20 protein-coding genes and 1 pseudogene are annotated in these 19713 nt (G+C 72.1%); 14 read left to right on the top strand and 7 right to left on the bottom strand.

Translation table 11 applies throughout. The features are described from left to right. Positions 1 to 164: 164 nt before the first annotated feature. Together AB0M30_RS38955 and AB0M30_RS38950 are read left to right on the top strand one after the other, a co-directional pair. Positions 165 to 704, top strand: a complete 540-nt coding sequence (locus tag AB0M30_RS38955) for a snapalysin family zinc-dependent metalloprotease (RefSeq protein WP_364594987.1) — start codon at positions 165 to 167, stop codon at positions 702 to 704. Between the two features lie 174 nt (positions 705 to 878). Further along, positions 879 to 1574 carry a hypothetical protein gene (locus AB0M30_RS38950; protein ID WP_364594984.1) on the top strand — a complete coding sequence of 232 codons (696 nt, stop codon included), beginning with the start codon at positions 879 to 881 and terminating at the stop codon, positions 1572 to 1574. Positions 1575 to 1578: 4 nt separating this feature from the next. Here AB0M30_RS38950 and AB0M30_RS38945 read toward each other — a convergent pair whose 3' ends face one another. After that, positions 1579 to 2457, bottom strand: coding sequence for a DMT family transporter (locus AB0M30_RS38945; RefSeq protein WP_364594981.1), 879 nt, complete (start codon positions 2455 to 2457; stop codon positions 1579 to 1581). A gap of 109 nt (positions 2458 to 2566) precedes the next feature. Between AB0M30_RS38945 and AB0M30_RS38940 the strand changes: the two genes are divergently transcribed. The 4 genes and pseudogenes from AB0M30_RS38940 to AB0M30_RS38925 all read left to right on the top strand — a co-directional run bounded on the left by AB0M30_RS38940 (position 2567) and on the right by AB0M30_RS38925 (position 5689). Continuing rightward, positions 2567 to 3031, top strand: a complete 465-nt coding sequence (locus AB0M30_RS38940; protein ID WP_360183319.1) for an Lrp/AsnC family transcriptional regulator — start codon at positions 2567 to 2569, stop codon at positions 3029 to 3031. 57 nt (positions 3032 to 3088) lie between these two features. Beyond that, positions 3089 to 4315, top strand: a pseudogene (locus tag AB0M30_RS38935) (histidine kinase). Further along, positions 4312 to 4965: a response regulator transcription factor gene (locus tag AB0M30_RS38930; RefSeq protein WP_364594978.1), complete on the top strand. Its 654-nt coding sequence runs from the start codon at positions 4312 to 4314 to the stop codon at positions 4963 to 4965. The pseudogene AB0M30_RS38935 and the gene AB0M30_RS38930 overlap by 4 nt, the downstream one beginning before the upstream one ends. Before the next feature lie 19 nt (positions 4966 to 4984). Beyond that, the gene (locus AB0M30_RS38925; protein ID WP_364594976.1) at positions 4985 to 5689 is read left to right on the top strand and encodes a class I SAM-dependent methyltransferase; all 705 of its coding nucleotides are present in this window, start codon (positions 4985 to 4987) and stop codon (positions 5687 to 5689) included. 242 nt (positions 5690 to 5931) lie between these two features. Here the strand turns inward: AB0M30_RS38925 and AB0M30_RS38920 are convergent, their stop codons facing one another. From AB0M30_RS38920 to cysD, 3 genes are read right to left on the bottom strand one after another with little or no spacing between them, the layout of a single operon-like run. Continuing rightward, complete coding sequence (locus AB0M30_RS38920; RefSeq protein WP_364594973.1) at positions 5932 to 6303, bottom strand: VOC family protein; 372 nt, start codon at positions 6301 to 6303, stop codon at positions 5932 to 5934. A gap of 33 nt (positions 6304 to 6336) precedes the next feature. Then, the gene (gene cysC / locus AB0M30_RS38915; protein ID WP_364594970.1) at positions 6337 to 8148 is read right to left on the bottom strand and encodes an adenylyl-sulfate kinase; all 1812 of its coding nucleotides are present in this window, start codon (positions 8146 to 8148) and stop codon (positions 6337 to 6339) included. After that, entirely contained in the window at positions 8148 to 9080 is a 933-nt protein-coding gene (gene cysD / locus AB0M30_RS38910) for a sulfate adenylyltransferase subunit CysD (protein ID WP_364595143.1), read from the bottom strand. The genes cysC and cysD overlap by 1 nt, the downstream gene beginning before the upstream one ends. Before the next feature lie 39 nt (positions 9081 to 9119). Here cysD and AB0M30_RS38905 point away from each other — a divergent pair, with 39 nt between their 5' ends. Genes AB0M30_RS38905 through AB0M30_RS38890 form a run of 4 tightly spaced genes read left to right on the top strand, consistent with a single transcriptional unit; the run spans position 9120 to position 12740 of the window. Next, the gene (locus AB0M30_RS38905) at positions 9120 to 9599 is read left to right on the top strand and encodes a nuclear transport factor 2 family protein (protein WP_364594968.1); all 480 of its coding nucleotides are present in this window, start codon (positions 9120 to 9122) and stop codon (positions 9597 to 9599) included. Further along, complete coding sequence (locus AB0M30_RS38900) at positions 9596 to 10786, top strand: hypothetical protein (RefSeq protein ID WP_364594965.1); 1191 nt, start codon at positions 9596 to 9598, stop codon at positions 10784 to 10786. The genes AB0M30_RS38905 and AB0M30_RS38900 overlap by 4 nt, the downstream gene beginning before the upstream one ends. After that, complete coding sequence (locus tag AB0M30_RS38895) at positions 10783 to 11571, top strand: SDR family oxidoreductase (protein ID WP_364594962.1); 789 nt, start codon at positions 10783 to 10785, stop codon at positions 11569 to 11571. The genes AB0M30_RS38900 and AB0M30_RS38895 overlap by 4 nt, the downstream gene beginning before the upstream one ends. Before the next feature lie 8 nt (positions 11572 to 11579). Continuing rightward, positions 11580 to 12740, top strand: a complete 1161-nt coding sequence (locus AB0M30_RS38890; RefSeq protein WP_364594959.1) for a sulfotransferase — start codon at positions 11580 to 11582, stop codon at positions 12738 to 12740. 25 nt (positions 12741 to 12765) lie between these two features. Here AB0M30_RS38890 and AB0M30_RS38885 read toward each other — a convergent pair whose 3' ends face one another. Further along, complete coding sequence (locus AB0M30_RS38885) at positions 12766 to 13983, bottom strand: nucleotide disphospho-sugar-binding domain-containing protein (protein ID WP_364594956.1); 1218 nt, start codon at positions 13981 to 13983, stop codon at positions 12766 to 12768. Positions 13984 to 14030: 47 nt separating this feature from the next. Here AB0M30_RS38885 and AB0M30_RS38880 point away from each other — a divergent pair, with 47 nt between their 5' ends. Next, the gene (locus AB0M30_RS38880) at positions 14031 to 14660 is read left to right on the top strand and encodes a helix-turn-helix domain-containing protein (protein WP_364594953.1); all 630 of its coding nucleotides are present in this window, start codon (positions 14031 to 14033) and stop codon (positions 14658 to 14660) included. A 39-nt stretch (positions 14661 to 14699) separates the two neighbouring features. Here the strand turns inward: AB0M30_RS38880 and AB0M30_RS38875 are convergent, their stop codons facing one another. Beyond that, on the bottom strand, positions 14700 to 16367 hold the full coding sequence (locus tag AB0M30_RS38875) for a GGDEF domain-containing protein (RefSeq protein ID WP_364594951.1): 1668 nt from the start codon (positions 16365 to 16367) through the stop codon (positions 14700 to 14702). Between the two features lie 128 nt (positions 16368 to 16495). Between AB0M30_RS38875 and AB0M30_RS38870 the strand changes: the two genes are divergently transcribed. Both AB0M30_RS38870 and AB0M30_RS38865 read left to right on the top strand, forming a co-directional pair. Further along, positions 16496 to 16846 (top strand): metalloregulator ArsR/SmtB family transcription factor, encoded by a 351-nt coding sequence (locus tag AB0M30_RS38870; RefSeq protein WP_364594949.1) that lies wholly within the window; start codon positions 16496 to 16498, stop codon positions 16844 to 16846. Further along, the gene (locus AB0M30_RS38865; protein WP_364594947.1) at positions 16843 to 17478 is read left to right on the top strand and encodes an SRPBCC family protein; all 636 of its coding nucleotides are present in this window, start codon (positions 16843 to 16845) and stop codon (positions 17476 to 17478) included. The genes AB0M30_RS38870 and AB0M30_RS38865 overlap by 4 nt, the downstream gene beginning before the upstream one ends. Here the strand turns inward: AB0M30_RS38865 and AB0M30_RS38860 are convergent. Continuing rightward, positions 17475 to 17825, bottom strand: a complete 351-nt coding sequence (locus tag AB0M30_RS38860) for a PASTA domain-containing protein (RefSeq protein WP_364595140.1) — start codon at positions 17823 to 17825, stop codon at positions 17475 to 17477. The two genes, AB0M30_RS38865 and AB0M30_RS38860, sit on opposite strands and share 4 nt — an antisense overlap. Positions 17826 to 17899: 74 nt before the next feature. On the opposite strand from AB0M30_RS38860, the gene dgt reads away from it, so the two are divergent. Next, on the top strand, positions 17900 to 19462 hold the full coding sequence (dgt, locus tag AB0M30_RS38855) for a dGTP triphosphohydrolase (RefSeq protein ID WP_364594944.1): 1563 nt from the start codon (positions 17900 to 17902) through the stop codon (positions 19460 to 19462). Positions 19463 to 19713: the final 251 nt, after the last annotated feature.

Genomic DNA, 19713 nt, shown 5'->3' with positions numbered 1-19713 from the left:
CCGAGCAGACCACGGCGGCCGCCACCGGCGGCTCACGCGGCGGCGGGAGGGCTCTCCCTCCCGTGGGGGAACGACTTTCGGCCGTGGCCCCGGCGATGGTTGCCTTCTAACCTGATCGCGCGAACCACGGTGAAGTGCTTCCTGAACCGGACGAAGGAGACACGATGAACGGACGCGTGATCGGCCGGGTCGTGGCGTTGGCCACGGCCCTCGCGGCCCCGCTCGGCCTGGGCCTGGCCACCGCCCCGGCCGCCTCGGCGGCCGCGGTCACGACGCTGTACTACAGCTCGTCGGGCGCCCCGGACTACCTCGCCCAGATCGACCAGGGCGCGGCCAACTGGAATGCCGCCGTCACCGACGTGAAGCTGGTCAAGCGGAACACGAGCGCCACGATCGTATTTCACGAGATCCACAGCGGCGGCTCGTACACGAACACCAACGGCCACGGCCGCGGCCAGATCTACCTGGACACGAGCCAGGTGGCGGAGGGCTTCGACCCGACCCGCATCGCGGCGCACGAGCTGGGGCACAACCTGGGCCTGCCGGACCACTACAGCGGCCCGTGCACGGAGCTGATGTCGGGCCACGGCCCGGGCACGGCGTGCAAGAACGCCAAGCCGTCGGCGGCCGAGGCGGCGAAGGTGCAGTCGTTGTGGGTGAACGGGCTGGTGGCCGCGGCCGAGAGCCGCGCGGTCGCTTACTGAGCCGGTTCGTGGTGGCCTCCGGTGCGCCGGAGGCCACCGCTTGCCGTGTAACAGCGGATCACGCCGGAGCGACCTACCGTCATCAAAGCGTGAGCCCGGTCGAGGGGGAGGGACATGAACTTATCCGTACTCTTGTCCCCGGTAGTTCCCGTGGCGGCGACACTTCTCGTATTCGTGACATCTTACTTCGTCGCACGGACTCGGAGCCGCGACAGCGACCTGCAGAGTCAGGTCGGCATCGAACTCCGCGAGCAAGCCGCGAGCAAGGTCTCGGAAGCGAAGGAAAATGCGCAGCTCTGGACGTCGAAGCGCCTTTCCGCCGCCGATGAGCGAGACCGGCCGGTTTCCGATGATCTCGGAGAATCGCCCGGCACGCCGGGGGCCGAGCGGGTTCGCCTGAAGAGCGTGGCGGCGGAAATCGTCGCGAATGCCGTTGATTCAGCGTCCCGTGACGTCAACCGGTACACCCGTTATGCCGATGAGGCGCTGAGTCGGTCGAAGATCGCCTTCTGGTTCAGCCTCGTGCTGGGCGCGATGGGCTTCGCGACCATTCTGACCGGTGCGGTCATGGCGTACTTCGCCAGTTTGGACGCGTCGATCGTCTCCGGTGTGGCCGGCGTGGTGAACACGTCGATCGCGGCGCTCCTGTATCAGCGCTCCGATGTCGCGGACCAGCGCGCCAGTACCTGGTTCGAGAAGGCGGGTGACAATCTCAAAGAGAGCGACAACCTCCAGCGAGCACTCGAAGTTCTCGACTTGCTCGACGACGCCGAGACGCGCAACCGGCTCATCGCGATCGCCGGGATCAAGCAGTTGTTCCCCGGAGAGAACGCCGAAGCTCTTTCGGATGTGATGGAGCTCAAGCGATAGCGCTTCACATCGCCGGTTTCCGGCGCAGGCCCAGGGTGACGCCGGCGATGACGACCGCGCCGCCGAGCACCTGGGTGATCGTGAGCGTCTCCCCGGCCAGCACGACCGCCCAGACCAGGCCCGCCACCGGCACGACGTTCAGCAGGTTCACCGCGACACTCGGTTCGAGGCCCCGGAGCCCGTGGTTGTACAGCAGGAACGCCGCCACCGAGCACAATCCGGCCAGGAACCCGATCCGCAGCACGGTTCCCCCGCTGGGCACGCTCCACCGGTCCACTTCGGACAGTGACAGCAGTACGAACCCGCCCGCGCCCGCGAGGGTCTGGTAGTACGTCACCACGATCGGCGAAGCGCCGGAGCCGTCCCGCCGCGCCAGGATGTTGTAGGCCGCCCAGACCACTCCGCCCGCGATGAGGAACAGGTCGCCCCACAGGGAGTGGGAGCCGCCCGGCTGCCCCCGGACCACCAGCCACACGCCCGCGACCGCCACCAGCATGCCCGTCAGCCGGGCGGGGGAGAAGGCCGCGCGGCCGGACAGGACCAGCGTCAAAATCGGGTACGAAGCGACGATCAGCGTCGCGTCGGACGCCGTCGCCAGGTCGACGCCGACGTTCTCCAGCGCGAAGTACGCCGTGATCCCCAGCAGACCCGCGGCGCCGATGGTCAGCCGCTGCCGGGGGGAGGGCAGCCGACGGCGGTCGGGGCCCGTGTGCACCGCCACGCCCAGGACCGCCGCCGCCAGCACGAACCGCAGGGAGCCCAGCGTCATCGGCGGGATCTCCGCCAGCGCCACCTTGGTGACCGCGAACGAACTGCTCCAGATCAGCGCCGCGCCCAGGACGGCGGACACGGACAAGCCCACACGAGGTGAATCGGTGATCATGGCGCCGACGGTAAACAACAGTCAGCGCCAAGACGACGAACGCCGTGTAAGATTCGGTAGCACCGCGAAATGTCGAATCTAACGATGAGAAACCGAGAGCAAGAGCTCGATGGACGAACTTGACACGGCCCTGCTGACCCTCCTCCAGGAGGACGCCAAGCAGACCAACAAGGAGCTCGCCCGCCGCCTGCACATCGCGCAGTCCACCTGCCTCGAACGGGTGCGGGACCTCACCCGGCGCGGGATTGTGCGCGGGCACACCGTCGACGTCGACCTGAAGAAGATCGGCCGGCCCGTGCAGGCGATGGTCGCCGTGCGGCTGCGGCCGCCCGACCGGGCCGTGATCGAGTCCTTCCGCGCCTTCGTGACCGGCCTGCCCGAGGTGCTCTCGGTGTTCGTCATGTCCGGCAGTGACGACTTCCTGCTGCACATCGCGGTCGCCGACAACGACCAGCTGAGCGGGTTCGTCCTCGACCGGCTGACCCAGCGCCGGGAGATCGTCGACGTCCGGACCTCCGTCATCTTCAACCACTTCCGCCGCACCGTGGTGACGCCGTCCGACGGCGAGGGGTGAGGCGGTTCCACCGCGAGAGGGAGGCGCGCCCGGGTGCCGGGCTGCGAAGATCGGCCGGTGCGCATCTTCGGGCCCCTGACGAGCAAGGCGACCTACCGCCGGTGGGTCTACCTCGTCCTCGGCGGCGCCATCAGCGTGCCCTACCTGTTGTTCTCCGCGGTCGCCGTGCCGTCGCTGCTGCCGTTCGTCACCACGCCGGACCGGGCCATTCTCGTCGGCGGCCTGCTCACCCTGGCCGTCCTGGCCGGGACGGCGTTCCTGCCCGCCGTCCACGTCCTGGAGTCCACCGCGGTCCGCGAGCTGCTCGACGACCCGGTGCCGGACGCGCCCGCGAAACCGCACACCCGCCGGGGCCGGCTGCGCGCCGCGGCGATGTTCGTCCTGCACGTGGGCGCCGGGTTCGTCGTCAGCTTCTTCAGCCTCGCCGCCCCCGTCGCGCTCGGGCTGTCGATCAGCGCCGTGTTCACCGGGCAGCTCTTCCAGACCGGCGAGGGCGACGCCGTCACCGTGCCGGTGGGCTAGGCCTCGGTCTGGCTGCCGGTGGTCCTCCTGCTCGGCCTGGTCCTGCTGATCTACGCCGTCAGCGTGGCCGGCGGGCTGCTGCGCCGGGCCGCGACCGGGCTGCTCGGGGCCACCGCCGCCGACCGGATCGCCCGGCTCGAACGGCGGACCGAGCAGCTCGCCGAACGCAACCGCCTGGCCAGGGAGCTGCACGACTCGGTCGGGCACGCGCTGAGCGTCGTCACCGTCCAGGCGGGCGCCGCCCGGCGGACGCTGCGCACCGACCCGGACTTCACCGAGCGGGCGCTCGGCGCCATCGAGGAGGCCGCCCGCACCGCGCTCGATGACCTCGACCACGTCCTCGGCCTGCTGCGGGAGGAGGCGGCCGGCCGGACGCCGCTGCCGACGCTCGCCGCGCTGCCCGCCCTGCTCGAAACGACCCGGCTCGCCGGCACCGACGTCACCGCCGACCTCGGCGGCGACTTGGCCGCCGTGCCGCCGGTGGTGTCCCGCGAGGTGTACCGGATCCTGCAGGAATGCCTGACCAACGCGGTGCGCCACGCCGGTAGGGTCCCGGTGACGGTGGTCGTCGGTGTCGCGGCGCACGAGCTCCGCGCGCGGGTCGCGAACCCGCTGGGGAGCGCTCCGCGCCGGGCCGGGGGCGGCCGGGGCCTGCGCGGGATGGCCGAGCGGGTGGCGGTGCTCGGCGGTGAGCTGTCGGCCGGGCCGGTGGACGGGCAGTGGGAGGTCGTGGTGCGGGTGCCGTGGGGGAACGGGCGATGAGCGTGCGCGTGCTGCTGGTCGACGACGAACCGCTGATCCGGGCCGGGCTCCGGGCGATCATCGACAGCGAGGCCGGCCTGAGCGTGGCCGGCGAGGCAGCCGACGGCGCCGAGGTGCCCGGGCTGGTGGCCCGGCTGCGTCCCGACGTCGTGCTGATGGACGTGCGGATGCCCGCGGTGGACGGCATCCGCGCCACCACCCACCTGATGTCCACTGTGGACGAGCCGCCGAAGGTGATCGTGGTGACCACCTTCGAAAACGACGACTACGTCTACGACGCCCTCGTCGCGGGAGCCAGCGGCTTCCTGCTCAAGCGCGCCCGGCCGGAGGAGATCGTCGCGGCGATCCGGACCGTCGTGGCCGGTGAATCGCTGCTGTTCCCGGCGGCGATCCGCCGGCTGGCCGCCCAGCGCGCCCCCGGCCCGGCCGGTGACGGCCTGGCCTCGGCCGGGCTGACCGAACGCGAGCGGGACGTGCTGCGGCTGGTGGCCGCCGGACTGTCCAATGTGGAGATCGCGGGCGAGCTGTACGTGGGGGTGCAGACGGTGAAGACCCACGTGGGCAACGTGCTGGCGAAGCTCGGCGCGCGGGATCGCACCCAGGCGGTGATCCGGGCGTACGACTCGGGCTTCGTGACGCCGTCGCGCTGATTCGGGCACTATGGGCCGCATGACTGCCGCATACGACGACTTCGCCGAGGCGTACACGGCCGAGAACGAACACAGCCTGATGAACGCCTATTACGAACGGCCCGCGACCCTGGCGCTCGTCGGCGACGCGACCGGACGGCGGATCCTCGACGCCGGCTGTGGCTCCGGCCCGCTGTTCGCGGCGCTGCGGGAGCAGGGCGCGGTCGTGACCGGGATCGACCAGAGCGCCGAAATGCTGGCGCACGCCCGGCGGCTGCTCGGCGACGGCGCGGACCTGCGGGTCGCCGACCTGGCCGGCCCGCTGCCCTTTGCCGACGGCGAGTTCGACGACGTCGTGGCGTCCCTGGTGCTGCACTACCTGCGGGACTGGGACCCGGTGCTCGCCGAGCTGCGGCGCGTCCTGAAGCCCGGTGGCCGGCTCATCGCCTCGGTCAACCACCCGATGATGGTCAACCTGACGCACCGCCACGAGGGTCCCCGGCCCGACTACTTCGAGGCCTACACCTGGACCGACGAGTTCGAGCTCCACGGCGAGAAAGCCCGGATGACCTTCTGGAACAAGCCGCTGCACGCGATGACCGACGCGTTCACCGCGGCGGGCTTCCGGATCGCCGTCGTCAGCGAACCGCACCCGGTGCCGGCCGCGCGCGAGCTGTTCCCCGGCGACTTCGAAATCCTGGACACTTTCCCGAGCTTCCTCTTCTTCGTCCTGGAAGCCGGGTAGGGCTCAGTCCGGTAAGTCATCGGCGCCAGAAGACGATGGTGGTGATGGCGAATTCGGCCTGGCCCGATCCGGGCGACGCTGATGCCGTCCAGCAGTGGAACTAGCTGCGGGTCGTCTCGCGGCTTGGCCCGGGTGGGCAGGAATCGCATCGGCAGACAGCGTCCGTCGACAGCGAAGTGTCGGTCCGCCCAGGGACCGGCCGGGTCGCGCCCGGACCGCGCTGGAGTCGACCCGCCACAGGCTCAGTCCAAGCAGAACTCGTTGCCCTCGACGTCCTGCATGTTGAGGCACGATTCGTTGTCCTCGTCGGCGAGCAGGAGCTGCCCGCGGACCGCGCCGAGCGGGACCAGCCGTGCGCACTCGGCCTCGAGCGCGGCGAGGCGCTCTTCACCGACGAGCCCGGTGCCGACCCGGACGTCGAGGTGCACCCGGTTCTTGGCGACCTTGCCTTCCGGAACGCGCTGGAAGTACAGGCGCGGGCCCACGCCCGTGGGATCACTGCAAGCGAGGCCCGAGCTGTGCAGCTCGTACCCGAGCACCTCGCACCAGAACCGGGCGACGCGCTCGGGTTCCGCGCAGTCGAAGGTGATCTGGACCTGCCTGACCGACGTCATGCAGCCCACCCTAAGGGTGTGGGCAACGGAATTTCAGCCGAGGTCGTCCAGGAGGGCCTGGATCGCCGCCGCCATCGCGGCCGGGTCGCCGTCTCCCGGGCGCAGCACCAGGTCCGGCGACGCGGGGCGCTCGTAGGGGGCGTCGATGCCGGTGAACCCGGTGATCTCCCCGGCGCGCGCCTTCGCGTACATGCCCTTCGGGTCGCGGGCTTCGCAGACCTCCAGGGGCGTGTCGACGAAGACCTCCACGAACGGCAGCCCGTCGTGGATCGTCCGGGCCCGGGCCCGGTCCTCCGAGTACGGGCTGATCAGCGACGCGATCGCGACCACGCCCGCGTCCGCGAACAGGCGGGCCACCTCCGCCACGCGCCGGACGTTCTCCGCCCGGTCTTCGGGGCTGAATCCCAGCCCGGCATTGAGCCCGTGGCGCAGGTTGTCGCCGTCGAGCAGGTAGGCCGGGCGGCCCGCCGCGACCAGGCGGCGTTCCAGCTCGACCGCCACCGAGGACTTGCCCGACGCCGAAAGCCCGGTGAGCCACACGGTCGCGCCGCGGGTCGGGCGGTCTTCGCGCCGCACCGCCGCGGTGTGCCAGACGACCGGGGACACCGGTGCGCCGGTGATCATGCCCGCCGCGACCGTGTCGCCGGTGTGCTCGTCGACTAGCAGGAAGCCGCCGGTGGCCCGGTTGCGGCGGTACGGGTCGAACAGCAGCGGCGAACGCGTGCGCAGCCGGATGCGGCCGATGTCGTTCAAGGACAGCGCTTCCGCCGTCTCGTCGCGGTGCAGGGTGGTGACGTCGAGGCGGTATTCCAGCCGCTCCACCGTGCCCCGCGTTTCGGTGGTCGTGTGCCGCACCGCGTACGTCGCGCCCGGCGTCAGCGCGGCGCGCTCGGAGAACCAGCAGACCAGGGCGTCGACCTCGCGGGCCGACTCCGCGCGGTTGCCCGGGCGGCACAGCATGGCCCCGCGGCCGAGATCGAGGTCGTCGGCCAGCTCCACGGCCACCGCCTGGCCGGTGAACGCCTCATCGAGGGGCTGTCCGCCGGGTCCCCAGACCGCGCGCACCTTCGACGTGAACCCCGACGGCAGGGCCACGACCTCGTCACCCGGCTTGAACACCCCGCCCGCGATGGTGCCCGCGTAGCCGCGGAAGTCGGACCGGCGGATCACGTACTGCACCGGGAACCGCGCGTCGATGAGGTTGCGGTCGGAGGCGACGTGCACCTCCTCGAGCTGGTGCAGCAGCGAAGTACCTTCGTACCAGGGCATGCTCGCGCTGCGGTGGACGACGTTGTCGCCGTGCAGCGCCGAGACCGGCACGAACGTCAGGTCGGCGACGTCGAGTTTCATCGCGAACCGGCGGAAGTCTTCGCGGATCTCGTCGAACCGCTCCTGCGACCACCCGACGAGGTCCATCTTGTTCACGCACACCACGAGGTGCCCGATCCCGAGCAGTGACGCCAGGAACGCGTGCCGCCGCGACTGCTCCAGCACGCCCTTGCGCGCGTCGACGAGGACTAGCGCCAGGTCGGCAGTCGAGGCACCGGTCACCATGTTCCGCGTGTACTGCAGGTGCCCCGGCGTGTCCGCGATGATGAACTTCCGTCGTGGTGTGGCGAAGTAGCGGTGGGCGACGTCGATGGTGATGCCCTGCTCGCGCTCGGCCCGCAGCCCGTCGGTGAGCAGGGCGAGGTCCGGGTAGTCCTCGCCGCGATCGCGGCTGGCGCGTTCGACGGCGGCGAGCTGGTCGGTGAAGATCGCCTTCGAGTCGAACAGCAGCCGGCCGATCAGCGTGGACTTCCCGTCGTCCACGCTTCCCGCCGTGGCGATCCTCAGCAGCTGCATCAGAAGTAGCCTTCCCGCTTGCGGTCTTCCATGCCTGCTTCGGAAATCCGGTCATCGGCCCGAGTCGCCCCGCGTTCGGTGACGCGGGTGGCGGCCACCTCGGCGACCACTTCGGACGGTGTCGCCGCCGAGGACTCGACGCAGCCGGTGCACGTGGCGTCGCCGACGGTCCGGAAGCGCACGGTCGCCTCGTAGGGCGTCTCACCGTCCAAAAGGGACAGGAACCGGGTGGCCGCCAGCAGCATGCCGTCGCGCTGGACCACGGACCGCTTGTGCGCGTAGTACAGCGGCGGCAGCGCGATCCGCTCGTCCCGGACGTACTGCCAGATGTCCAGCTCGGTCCAGTTCGACAGCGGGAAGACGCGGATGTGCTCGCCGCGCCGGTGTCGCCCGTTGTAGAGGTTCCACAGCTCCGGGCGCTGCGCCCGCGGGTCCCACTGGCCGTGCTCGTCGCGGAAGCTGAACACGCGCTCCTTGGCGCGGGCTTTCTCCTCGTCGCGGCGGGCGCCGCCGAACACGGCGTCGAAGCCGCCCTCGCGGATCGCCCGCAGCAGCGTCACCGTCTGCAGCCGGTTGCGGCTGGCCCGCGGCCCGGTCTCCTCGACGACGCGGCCGGCGTCGAGGTCGTCCTGCACGCTCGCCACCTCCAGGCGCAGGCCGAGAGCGGCGACGGTCTCGTCGCGGAACCGCAGCACCTCGTCGAAGTTGTGGCCGGTGTCGACGTGCAACACGGGGAACGGCAGGGGCGCGGGCCAGAACGCCTTCGCGGCGGCGTGCAGCATCACCACCGAGTCCTTGCCGCCGGAGAACAACAGGACGGGGCGCTCGAAGGTCGCCGCGACTTCGCGGAAGACGTGCACGGCCTCCGCTTCGAGCGCGGCCAGGTGCGAGAGCTCGTACGAGGTCACGGACACCGGAAAAAAGTAGAACATGTTCTTGTCATCGGTCAAGCGGTGGGGGACCCTGGGGGCATGGACCTGGTCGTACTCGAAGAGATCAAGCGGCTGAAGTACCGGTACCTGCGCGGAGTGGACCTGAAACTGTGGGACGAGGTGGCGGACACGTTCACCGCCGACGCCACGGCGAACTACGGGACGCACGCCGTGGGCGGGGACGGGAAGCAGTTCGAAGGCCGCGACGCCATCGTCGGATTCCTCACTCAGAGCCTCGGTAACGGCATCATCACCGTGCACCACGCGGCTCAGCCGGAAATCGACGTCGACGGCGACACCGCGACCGGGCGGTGGTCGTTCACCGACCGGGTGATCGTGCCCGAGCACAAGGTGATCATCGAAGGCGCCGCGTTCTACGAAGACACCTACCGCCGCGAGAGCGACGGCGTCTGGCGGATGTCGCACATCGGGTACGTCCGGACCTACGAGTCGATGACGTCGTTCGACGCCATCCCGGGCTTCAAGCTGATCGCCAACCGCTGGGCCGTCCCGGCATGATCGAGAACGAGTTCTCGTTGACCCGGTCGTTCGCCGACGCCATCGTCGAGGCCGAAAAGCTGATCGCCGAAGCCCCGCCGGCGCAGACCGAGCAGGGCCTGCTCGAGGGCTACGACTACCTCGCGGGCAGCATCCGGGCGTCGCTGCAGATGGCCTGGGCCTACCAGCGCGACTTCCCGTACTTCACCGCGTCCACCGGGCCCTACACGAAGATGGGCCTGGACAACCCGGACACGCTGTACTTCAACGCGAACATCCGCGCCGACCGCGAGTACCTGGTCACCGGGGTCCGCGGCACCACCGCCGACCTGAGCTTCCAGGTCCTCAACGGCGACTACTCGCCGGTGGAGGTGCCCGACAGCCTCGCCGCGTTCGACGACCGGGCGATCGAGATCGGCCCGGACGGCCGCTTCGAGCTGCGGTTCGGCCCGGCTCGCGAGAACCCGGGGCCGAACTACTTCGTCCTCGGCGAGGGCTCGTCGATGCTCGTGGTCCGCGAGGTCCACAGCGACTGGGCCACCGAACGCCGTGGCGAGATCCGCATCCAGTGCGTCGACACCGCGGGTCAGGCGCCGCCGGTGCCGGACCGTTCCGCGCTGGCCAAGCGCTTCGGCGTCACCGGCAAGATCCTGCTGAGCCGGCTCAAGACGTTCCTGGCCTTCCCGAAGTGGTTCTACGACAACCTGCCGGTGAACACGATGACCGAGCCGCGCTCGACGCCGGGCGGGCTCACCACCCAGTTCTCCTCGGCCGGGCACTACGAGCTCGGCGCCGAAGAGGCGATGATCGTCACCGTGCCGCGCTGCGCGGACGTGCCGTACCAGGGCATCCAGCTCGGCAGCCTCTGGTACGTCTCGCTCGACTACATCAACCACCAGACGAGCCTCACCGCCGACCAGGCCCGCGTCGACCCGGACGGCAAGATCCGGTTCGTGCTCGCCGAGCGCGACCCCGGCCTGGCGAACTGGCTCGAGCTGACCGGGCACGAGCGCGGGTACGTGCAGATCCGCTGGCAGCGGCTCGCCCGCGACCTCGGCCCGGACGACGGCCCGGTCGTGGAGGTGGTCAAGACCGACGAACTGCCCGACCGGCTGCCCTACCACGCCGAAGCGCGCGTGACGCCGGAGCAGTGGACGGCGAGGATCGCGGCCCGGCAGGACGCCGTCGCCGCCCGGATGCTGGGGTGAACGTGGAGAACGTGCTGCAGGGCAAGGTGGTCGTCGTCTCGGGGATCGGGCCCGGGCTCGGCCGGTCGATCGCCGTGCGCAGCGCGCAGGCGGGCGCGGACGTCGTGCTCGCCGCGCGCACCGAGTCACGGCTCGGCGAGGTCGCGAAGGAGGTGACCGACCTCGGCCGCCGGGCGGTCGCGGTCCGCACCGACATCGACGACGCGGACTCCGCCGCGAACCTGGTGAGCGAGGCCGTCGAGGCGTTCGGCCGGGTGGACACGGTGGTGCACAACGCCTTCGCCGTCCCGCCGCTGACCGACCTGGCCGAGGTGGAGTTCGACGCCGTCCGCGCGGGCTTCGAGACCGCGGCCATCTCCGTGCTCCGGCTGACCCGGCTGTTCCTGCCCGCGCTCAAGGAGAGCAAGGGCTCGCTGGTGATGATCAACTCCGCCGTGCTGCGGCACTCGCGGCGCACGTTCGGCGCCTACAAGATGGCGAAGTCGGCGCTGCTTTCGCTGTCCCAGAGCCTGGCCAGCGAGCTGGGGCCGGACGGCGTGCGCGTCAACACCGTGGCGCCCGGGTACATCTGGGGACCGAACCTCCAGTGGTACTTCGCCTACCTGGCGAAGCAACGCGGCATCACGCCCGAAGAAGTCTACGCCGAGACCGCGTCCACAACAGACCTGCGCAAGCTGCCGGAGCCCGACGAGATCGCCGATGCGGTGGTCTTCCTCGCCTCGCCGATGGCGCGCGCGATCACCGGGCAGTGCCTCGACGTCAACGGCGGCGAGTACCACCACTAGGAGGATCGATGCTTCCCGGCCGCGAAGACGTGGGCACCGCCGAGGACCTGCACGCCTCGGCGTCGAAGCTCACCGGGCTCGACGACTTCGGCGCCGACGAGTACCTCGAGGGCCTGCGCGTGCTGCTGGAGTCGTACGAGGCGGACGAAGAACTGACGCCGTACGGCAACAAGGTGCACCGGGCGATGCTGCGCGGCGCGCTCGTGGCGCGGCTGCTCAGCGAGGCGTCGTGGAAGCAGCACCCGGAGTACGCGGACGTCCGCCTGGAGCGGCCGATCTTCGTCACCGGGCTGCCGCGCACCGGCACGACCGCGCTGCACCGGCTGCTCGCCGAGGACCCCGCGCACCAGGGCCTCGAAGTGTGGCTCGCCGAGGTCCCGCAGCCGCGGCCGCCGCGGTCGTCGTGGGCGGGCAACCCGATCTTCCGGGGGATCCAGGCCGGCTACGAACGCCACCACGTCGAGCACCCGGAGTTCATGGGCGTGCACCACATGTCCGCCGACCAGGTGGAGGAGTGCTGGCAGCTGCTGCGCCAGTCGATGCGGTCGGTGTCCTTCGAATGCCTCGCGCACCTGCCGCGGTACTCGCGCTGGCTGGCCAAGCAGGACTGGACCGACGCCTACGCCCGCCACAAGCGCAACCTGCAGCTGATCGGGCTGCCGGACGCGGGCAAGCGCTGGGTGCTCAAGAACCCCAGCCACCTCTTCGCGCTGGACGCGCTGATGGCGAACTACCCGGACGCGCTGGTGATCCAGACGCACCGGGCGCCGAGCACGATCATGGCGTCGATGTGCAGCCTGGCCGAGAAGGCCGCGGACGGCTGGTCCGCGAAGTTCCGGGGCGAAGTGATCGGGCGCGGCCAGCTCGACCTGTGGGCACGCGGAGCCGACGAGTTCGGCTGGGCCCGCGCGCGCCACGACCCGGCACAGTTCTGCGACGTCCGCTACGAGGACTTCGTCGCGGACCCGATCGGCACGGTGTCCACTGTGTACGACCACTTCGGACTGGAGTTCACCCCGGAGGCGCGGGCGGCGATGACGGCGGTGCACGGGGCGAGCCGGACGGGGGAGCGGAAACCGGTGCACCGGTACAGCCTCGCGGACTTCGGCTTGACGGCCGAGGAGGTCGACGAGCGGTTCGCGAGTTACCTGTCGGCGCACGGCTCGTGAGTGGTAAGGCGGGTTAGAACCCGCCTTACCACTCACGACAAGCCGCGGCAGGGGCGGTGATGAGCTGCACCACTTCGTCCATCGTCGGCCCGGCGGCCATCTCCGCGGCCAGTTCCCGGGCCCGCTCGCGGTAGCGCGGGTCGTCGAGGACGGTGCGGACGGCCCGCCGCAGCGTCCGCGGCGAGGCCGAGGGGCGGGCGCGGCCGATGCCGGCCCCGGACCAGGTGACCCGGGCGGCGACTTCGCGCTTGTCCTCGCTCGCCCCGACCACGACCAGCGGCACGCCGTAGCGGAGGGCGTGGTTGACGCCGCCGTACCCGCCGTTGCTGACCACGGCGGCGCAGCGGGGGAGCAGTTCGTCGTAGGGCAGGAACCCGGCCACCCGGACGTTGCCCGGCAGCGGGCCGGGCCGCAGGGGCGCGCCGCACGTCGTCGCGACGACCAGGACGTCCTCATCGGCCAGCGCCTCGATGGTGGGCTCGACGAGCCGGCCGAGGTCGTCGTTCGCGACCGTACCCTGGGTCACGTGCACCACCGGCCGGCCGGCGTCCAGGTCGGCCCACCACGGCGGCCGCGGGTGCTCGCTCGCCGCGCTGACCGTCGTCGGCCCGATGAAGTGCAGCGGCACCCCGGGGCGCGGGTACTCGAAGCCCGGGCAGGTCATCTGGAGCACGCCGTCGCTGTGCAGGGGCCAGTCCGTGAAGAGCATGCCCAGGTCGCCGCCGAGCAGGTCTCCCGCCAGTTTCTGCGCGGGCCCGGTCACCCACGGCACGAGCGTCTTGAGGAGCGCGCCGCGCAGGGGGTGCCCGGGCGGGCCGGTCGGCACCGGCGGCATGAACGGCAGGAACCCCAGCGTCAGCAGGCGTGGCCGCCGGTCGCGCCGGACCAGGGCCAGCCCGGCCATCATCAGCGGGTCGCACAACACGACGTCGGCATCGTGGGCGTCGATGACGCTCAGCTGGTGGGGCATCGCGCGGACGAAGTGGGTCAGTTCGAACCGCGCGAGTTTCAGCCCGCGCAGCCCGGCGCGGCCGGGGATCGTGCCGTCGAGGTCGGTCTCGTCGAAGTCGGCCGGTCCGGGCAGGAGTGCGACGGCGGCGCCCAGCTTCTCGAACGTCTCCCGGTAGCGCGCGCCGGTGACGACGGTGACCTCGTGCCCGGCGGCGACCAGCGCCTCGACGATCGGCTTGGTCGGCCCGACGTGCCCGCGGGCGGGCTGCACACAGACGAGTACCCGGGTCATGGCCCCTCCCTCCGACATTGGGCGATACGCTGTACCATCCAATAGCGATGACGATACCGGATTCCGGAGGCCCGCGGCGCCGTTACGCCTCGCCGGTGCGCGAGGCCCGCGCCCGGCGCACCCGGGCGCACGTGGTGGCGACCGCGGGGAAGTTGTTCGCCTCGCGCGGCTACGCGGGCACGAGCATGCGGCAGATCGCGGCCGAGGCCGGAGTGAGCCTGGAGACGGTGACGCAGGCGGGCCGCAAGCCGCAGCTGCTGCTGGCCGCGTTCCGCGCCGGCTTCGCGGGCGACCCGGACGCGATGAACCTGGACGCCTTAGCGGGCCCGGCCGGACCGGCGGACCTGCCGGCGGTGGTGTCGCGGGTGGCGGCGGGCGTGCGCGGGTCGTTGCCGATCTGGCGCGCGTTCACGACCGCGGCCGCGGCGGACGCGGAGGTGGCGGCGGTCCGTGCGCAGCTGGCGGTGGTGCGCCGCACGGAGATCGCCGGCCGGCTCTCGGCGGCGGGGCTGGCGCCGGGAGGCGAGGCGGTCGGCCGTCTGGCCGACGCGATCGGGCTGATCATGTCCCACGAGGCCTACGACCACCTGACGGAGGTGTGCGGCTGGCCGCACGAGGAGTACGTGACCTGGGCCGCCGTCGCGATCCAGGCGCAGCTGACGCTCGACTGGCAGTGAGAGCGCCCCAGGCCCCGAGCGCCCCAGGCCCCGCTTGGGTCAGCCCGCGGCAGCCTGCAGGCCGCGGGTTCCGATGCCGCGCAGCACTTCCACCCGCTCCGCGCCCGGGCGGCTGAGCACCCAGCTCGACCCCGGCACCGCCTTCGCGCGCTTCTTCAGCGGCGCCAGCAACCGCGAAACCTCGTGGTACGACCCGATCGCCCCGCTCGCGCAGACCAGTGTCGCCAGCGACACCGTCACCGGCCGCCCCTCCGCCGACCACGCGCGGTCCAGCAACGCCCCCGCCACCGTGGCGATCTCGTCGACGTCGCACACCACCAGGAAGTCGTCACCGCCCACGTGGCTCACGCGCATCCGCCGCAGGCCGCCGGCCAGCTCGGTCAGTGCCGCGCCCAACTCGCGGATCAGGTTGTCGCCCGCCGCGAAACCCGCCGTGTCGTTGATCGCCTTGAAGCTGTCGATGTCCAGCCAGGCCGCGACGAACGGCTCGCCGATCGTGATGCGGCGGGCGACGTCACGGGCGATCGTGTCGCTGCCCGGCAAGCGCGTCAGCGGGTTCAGCGCCGCGGCCGCCTCGACCTTCGCCTCGGCCACGCCGCGGACCACCTCGGTCACCAGCACCACGCCGAGGCAGCGGCCGAGCTCGTCGACCACGACCACGTCGTCGCCCGTGCGGCCCCAGTCGGCGTCGGTGACGAGCTCGAGGAACTCCATCGCGCCGGCGCGGGCTTCGATCGTGTGCGGGGTGTCCGCGAGCCGGGCCGCCGGGCGCTTCGCGTGCAGCGCGTGCCCGTACGGGCCGGTGACCGCCACGAGGAACCGGGTCCGGTCGACCGACCAGCGCGGCCGGTGCAGCTCGTCCACCCCGACCACGCCCGAAGGCGCGTCCGCCGCCGCGAGCACCGCGCGGACTTCGTCGCACGTCGCCGTTTCCGGCAGGGTCGTCGCCGGGCGGAGGAAGTCGCCGACGCACGGTGCCGGCGCCCCGGCCGAGGGACGGCCGCGCGTGAGGAGGGCCGGCGCGGGCCCGGCGGCGGTCGGCGGCGCGAGCAGGTGTCCCTGCGCGATCCGGACGCCCAGGCCGCGCACGGCGTCGAGCTGCGCGTCGGTCTCCACGCCGGTCGCGACGAGCCGCGTGCCGGTGCGGTTCGTGTAGTGCAGCAGCGCCTCGACGACCGCGGCCGACGCCGGGTCGTCCGGCAGCCCGCGCAGCACGGTCCGGTCGAGCTTCACCAGGTCGACCGGCGCTTCGACCAGCAGGCCCAGCGGCAGGTCGCCGCGGCCGAGACCGTCGAGCGCGAGCCGGAAGCCGAGTTCGGTGAGCTCGCGCATGCCGGCGAGCGCGCGGCCGGCCGGCAGCGCCGCGAACGGCGGCCCGATCTCCAGGACGACGTCGCGGGTGCGGCGGCCCGCGTCGCCGAGCTCTTCGAGGAGGTCGTCGTACATCGCCGGCGGCGCGGCGAGGGTGCGGGCGGAGAGGTTCAGGTGCAGGGAGAGCGACGTCGGGTTTTCGGCGTCCTGCCGGACGGCGGCCACCGCGAGCCCGAGATCGGCCTCGGCGAGCCGGCCGTCGCGGCGCGCCTGCGCGAGCAGTTCGGGGACGGTGCCGCGGCCGGGCCTGGCCAGCGCTTCGTGCGCCACGACACCTCCCGTGTGGAGGCTGTACAGCGGCTGGAAGGCGAAGCGGACCGCGCGTGGCGACTTCACGGCCCCGATCGTCGCGGGTCGCGCGGCGCAGCGGAACCGATGTCGGCTGATGTTCACCGGGGATTACCCACATCGGCGTAGCTGTTTCAGTGTTGACTTATATAAGTCGAAGCTTGTAGCTTGGCCGGGTGCACGCGTTCGACGTCCTCGGCGACCCGGTCCGCCGCCGGATCCTCGAGTTGCTGGCCGACGGCGAGCGGGCCGCCGGCGCGGTGACCGAGGTGATCCAGGCCGAGTTCGGCATCTCGCAGCCGGCCGTCTCCCAGCACCTGAAGGTGTTGCGGGACAACGGCTTCGCGGTCGTCCGCCAGGACGGCACGAGGCGGCTGTACGCGGTCGGCCACGCCCCGCTGCGGGACGTCGACGACTGGCTCGGCCGGTTCCGCCGGTACTGGACGCCACCGCTGGACGCGCTGGCCACCGAAATCGCCCGGGGCAAGCGGGCCCGGCGCCACACCGAAGAAGGAGAAGGCTCGTGATCGACGTCAGCCACCAGATCAGCGCCGTCCGCCGGACGCTCGGCGACCGGGTGCTCGAGGGGAAGGAGGCCCGCGTCCTCACGATCAGCCAGGTCTACGACACCGATGTCGACGACCTGTGGGACGCCTGCACGAACCCCGAGCGCATCCCGCGCTGGTTCCTGCCGGTCAGCGGGGAGCTGAAGGTCGGCGGGAAGTACCAGCTGGAGGGCAACGCGGGCGGCACGGTCGAGCGCTGCGACCCGCCGAAGAGCTTCGCCGCGACGTGGGAGTTCGGCGGCAACGTCAGCTGGATCGAGGTCCGCCTGACGCCGGAGGGTGCGGGCACGCGGTTCGAGCTGGAGCACGTGGCGCACGTCGACGAGCGCTGGGACGAGTTCGGCCCGGGCGCGGTCGGCATCGGCTGGGACGGGGCGCTGGTCGGCCTGGTCCTGCACCTGTCCGCGCCGGGCACGGCCGTCGACCCGGAGGCGGCGATGGCCTGGATGATGTCGGCCGACGGCATCCGCTTCATGACGGCTTCGAACGAGGCCTGGTACGAGGCCGACGTCGCGGCGGGCGCGGACCCGGCCCAGGCCCGCGCGGCGGCCGATCGCACGCTGAAGGCGTACACGACTCCGCCGGAGGGTTAACGGTCGTCGTACTTGACCGCGGTCAGGGTGATCACCGCGTCGGCGGGGACCTCCGTGCCGGGCGCCGGGTCCTGGCCGGTCTGGCGCCAGTTGCGGTCGATCACCAGGGCCCGGCCCTGGCCGGTGCCGTCGACCTCGCGCAGGTTGTAGAGGCCGGCGCGCTGCATCGCGTTCTGGGCGTCCTGGTGGTTCATGCCGGAGACGTCCGGGACCTTGATCAGCTTCGCCGTCGCCGAGGCCGAGGTCGTCGCTGTCGAGGTCGAGGTCGAGGTCGTCGTGCCGGGTGCGCCGGGCGGGGTGCCGCACGCGGCCGTGGTGAAAGCGAGCGCCGTCAGTGTCGTGACCATCCGTCGGGACATGCCTCCGGGGTACCCACGCGCCTGCCCGCCGTTCAGGTGAACCTGCGGATAAGGTCGGGCGCATGGATCAGGAGACCGACCCGCGGACGGCCCGGCGCGATCCCGTGGCGAACGTCGGCGGGTTCACCGACCTGGCGACCAGCCCGTTCCGGATCGACCGCGACCGGATCGCCGCGTCGCCGTTCTTCGCGCGGCTGGGCGGGGTGACGCAGGTCGTCAGCGCCGCCGGCGCCGGGCTGCTGCACAACCGGCTCACCCACAGCCTCAAGGTCGCGCAGGTCGCGCGGGCCATCGCCGAGCGCGTCACCAGCGGGCCGGACGCCGGGCTGGCCGACAAGCTCGGCGGCTGCGACCCCGACGTCGCCGAGGCCGCCGCGCTCGCCCACGACCTCGGGCACCCGCCGTTCGGGCACCTCGGGGAGCAGACGCTCGACCGGATCGCCCGCCACCGCTTCGGCCTCGCCGACGGCTTCGAGGGCAACGCGCAGACGTTCCGGATCATCACCACGACCGACGTGCGCGGGCCGTCGGCGATCGGGCTGGACCTGACCGCCGCGGTGCGCGCCGCCGTCCTCAAGTACCCGTGGCTGCGGCTGCACCACCCCGCGCCGCACCCGTCCGAGCTGGCGGTGCCCCCGCGCGGGGCGGCCGAGCCGGGCGACCTGCCGGGCACCGGCGCGGCCAAGTTCTCCGCCTACGCCACCGAACTCGACGACTTCGAGCAGGCGCGCGCGGCCTTCGCGGGCCGCGTCGAAAGCTGGCAGCAGACGGTCGAAGCGTCCGTGATGGACACCGCCGACGACATCGCCTACGCCATCCACGACCTGCAGGACTTCCACCGCATCGGCGTCCTGCAGCACGCGCCGGTCGCCGCGGAGCTGGGGGAGTGGCTCGAGCACGCGGGGGAGCTGGCGTCGCTGGACGACGAGACGCTGCACGCGGACCTGCGCCGCCCGGGCCGCTCGCTCGAACGCCTCCGCCGCCGCATGCACGCGAAGGACGCCTGGATAGTCGACGACGAGGCGTTCGCCGCGGCGGTCGCGCGGGTGCGCGCGGAGCTGGTCGACGGGCTCCTGGCCGGCGAGTTCGACGGCTCGATCGAGGCGGAGCAGGCCACGGCGGCGTTTTCCGCGAATTGGACGGCCCGCCTGGTCGACGGCGTGTTCCTGCTGGCCGCGCCGTCCACCCGCACCGGGCACGTCTCGCTGCGGCCCGCCCAGTGGCACGAGGTCCAGGTGCTGAAGTTCGTGCACCGCCGGTTCGTGCTGCTGCGCCCCGACCTCGCACTGCACCAGCGCGGCCAGGCGGGGGTGGTGTCGAGCCTGGTCGACGCGCTCGACGCGTGGCTGCTCGACCGCGACGAGGTGTCCCGGTTGCCGCGCCGGCTGCACGACCTGGTCGAGCTGGCCCGGGCGGAGTACGCCGGGCTGGCACGCTCGGCGCCGGAGCTGCTGGTGGGGGCGACGGGCGAGCCGGTGACGGGAGCGGACGCGGTGCGCGGGCTCGCGCGCGGGCGGGCGGTGGTCGACTTTGTGGCGTCGTTGACGGACAAGCAGGCGGTGACGCTGCTGGACGCGCTGTCCGGGCGGGCTTCGCAGCCGTGGTCGGATTCGTTCGTGCTCTGAGCGGGGTGGTCAGGCGGCGGAGCTGAGACCGGATTCGGATTCGCTTGGGCACCGCGCTGCTGCGCACCGCACCGCATCGCCGCGCACCGGCCGCGCTGCCGCGCACCGCACCGCCGCGCCGCCGCGCGCCGCCTCGCCGCCCGCCGGTGGCGGTGCCGTCAGCCGCACTGCTGCCGCGCCCCGCCCCGCGCGCTGCACCGCCCCGGGCCGCGCCCGCCTCGGGTCCCCGCGCGCAGCACCGCCGGGCCGCT

Source organism: Amycolatopsis sp. NPDC051716, from assembly GCF_040681595.1.
Taxonomy (GTDB): Bacteria; Actinomycetota; Actinomycetes; order Mycobacteriales; family Pseudonocardiaceae; genus Amycolatopsis.
Note: the sequence above shows the minus strand (reverse complement) of the source record. Positions and strands in the feature narration are given on the sequence as shown.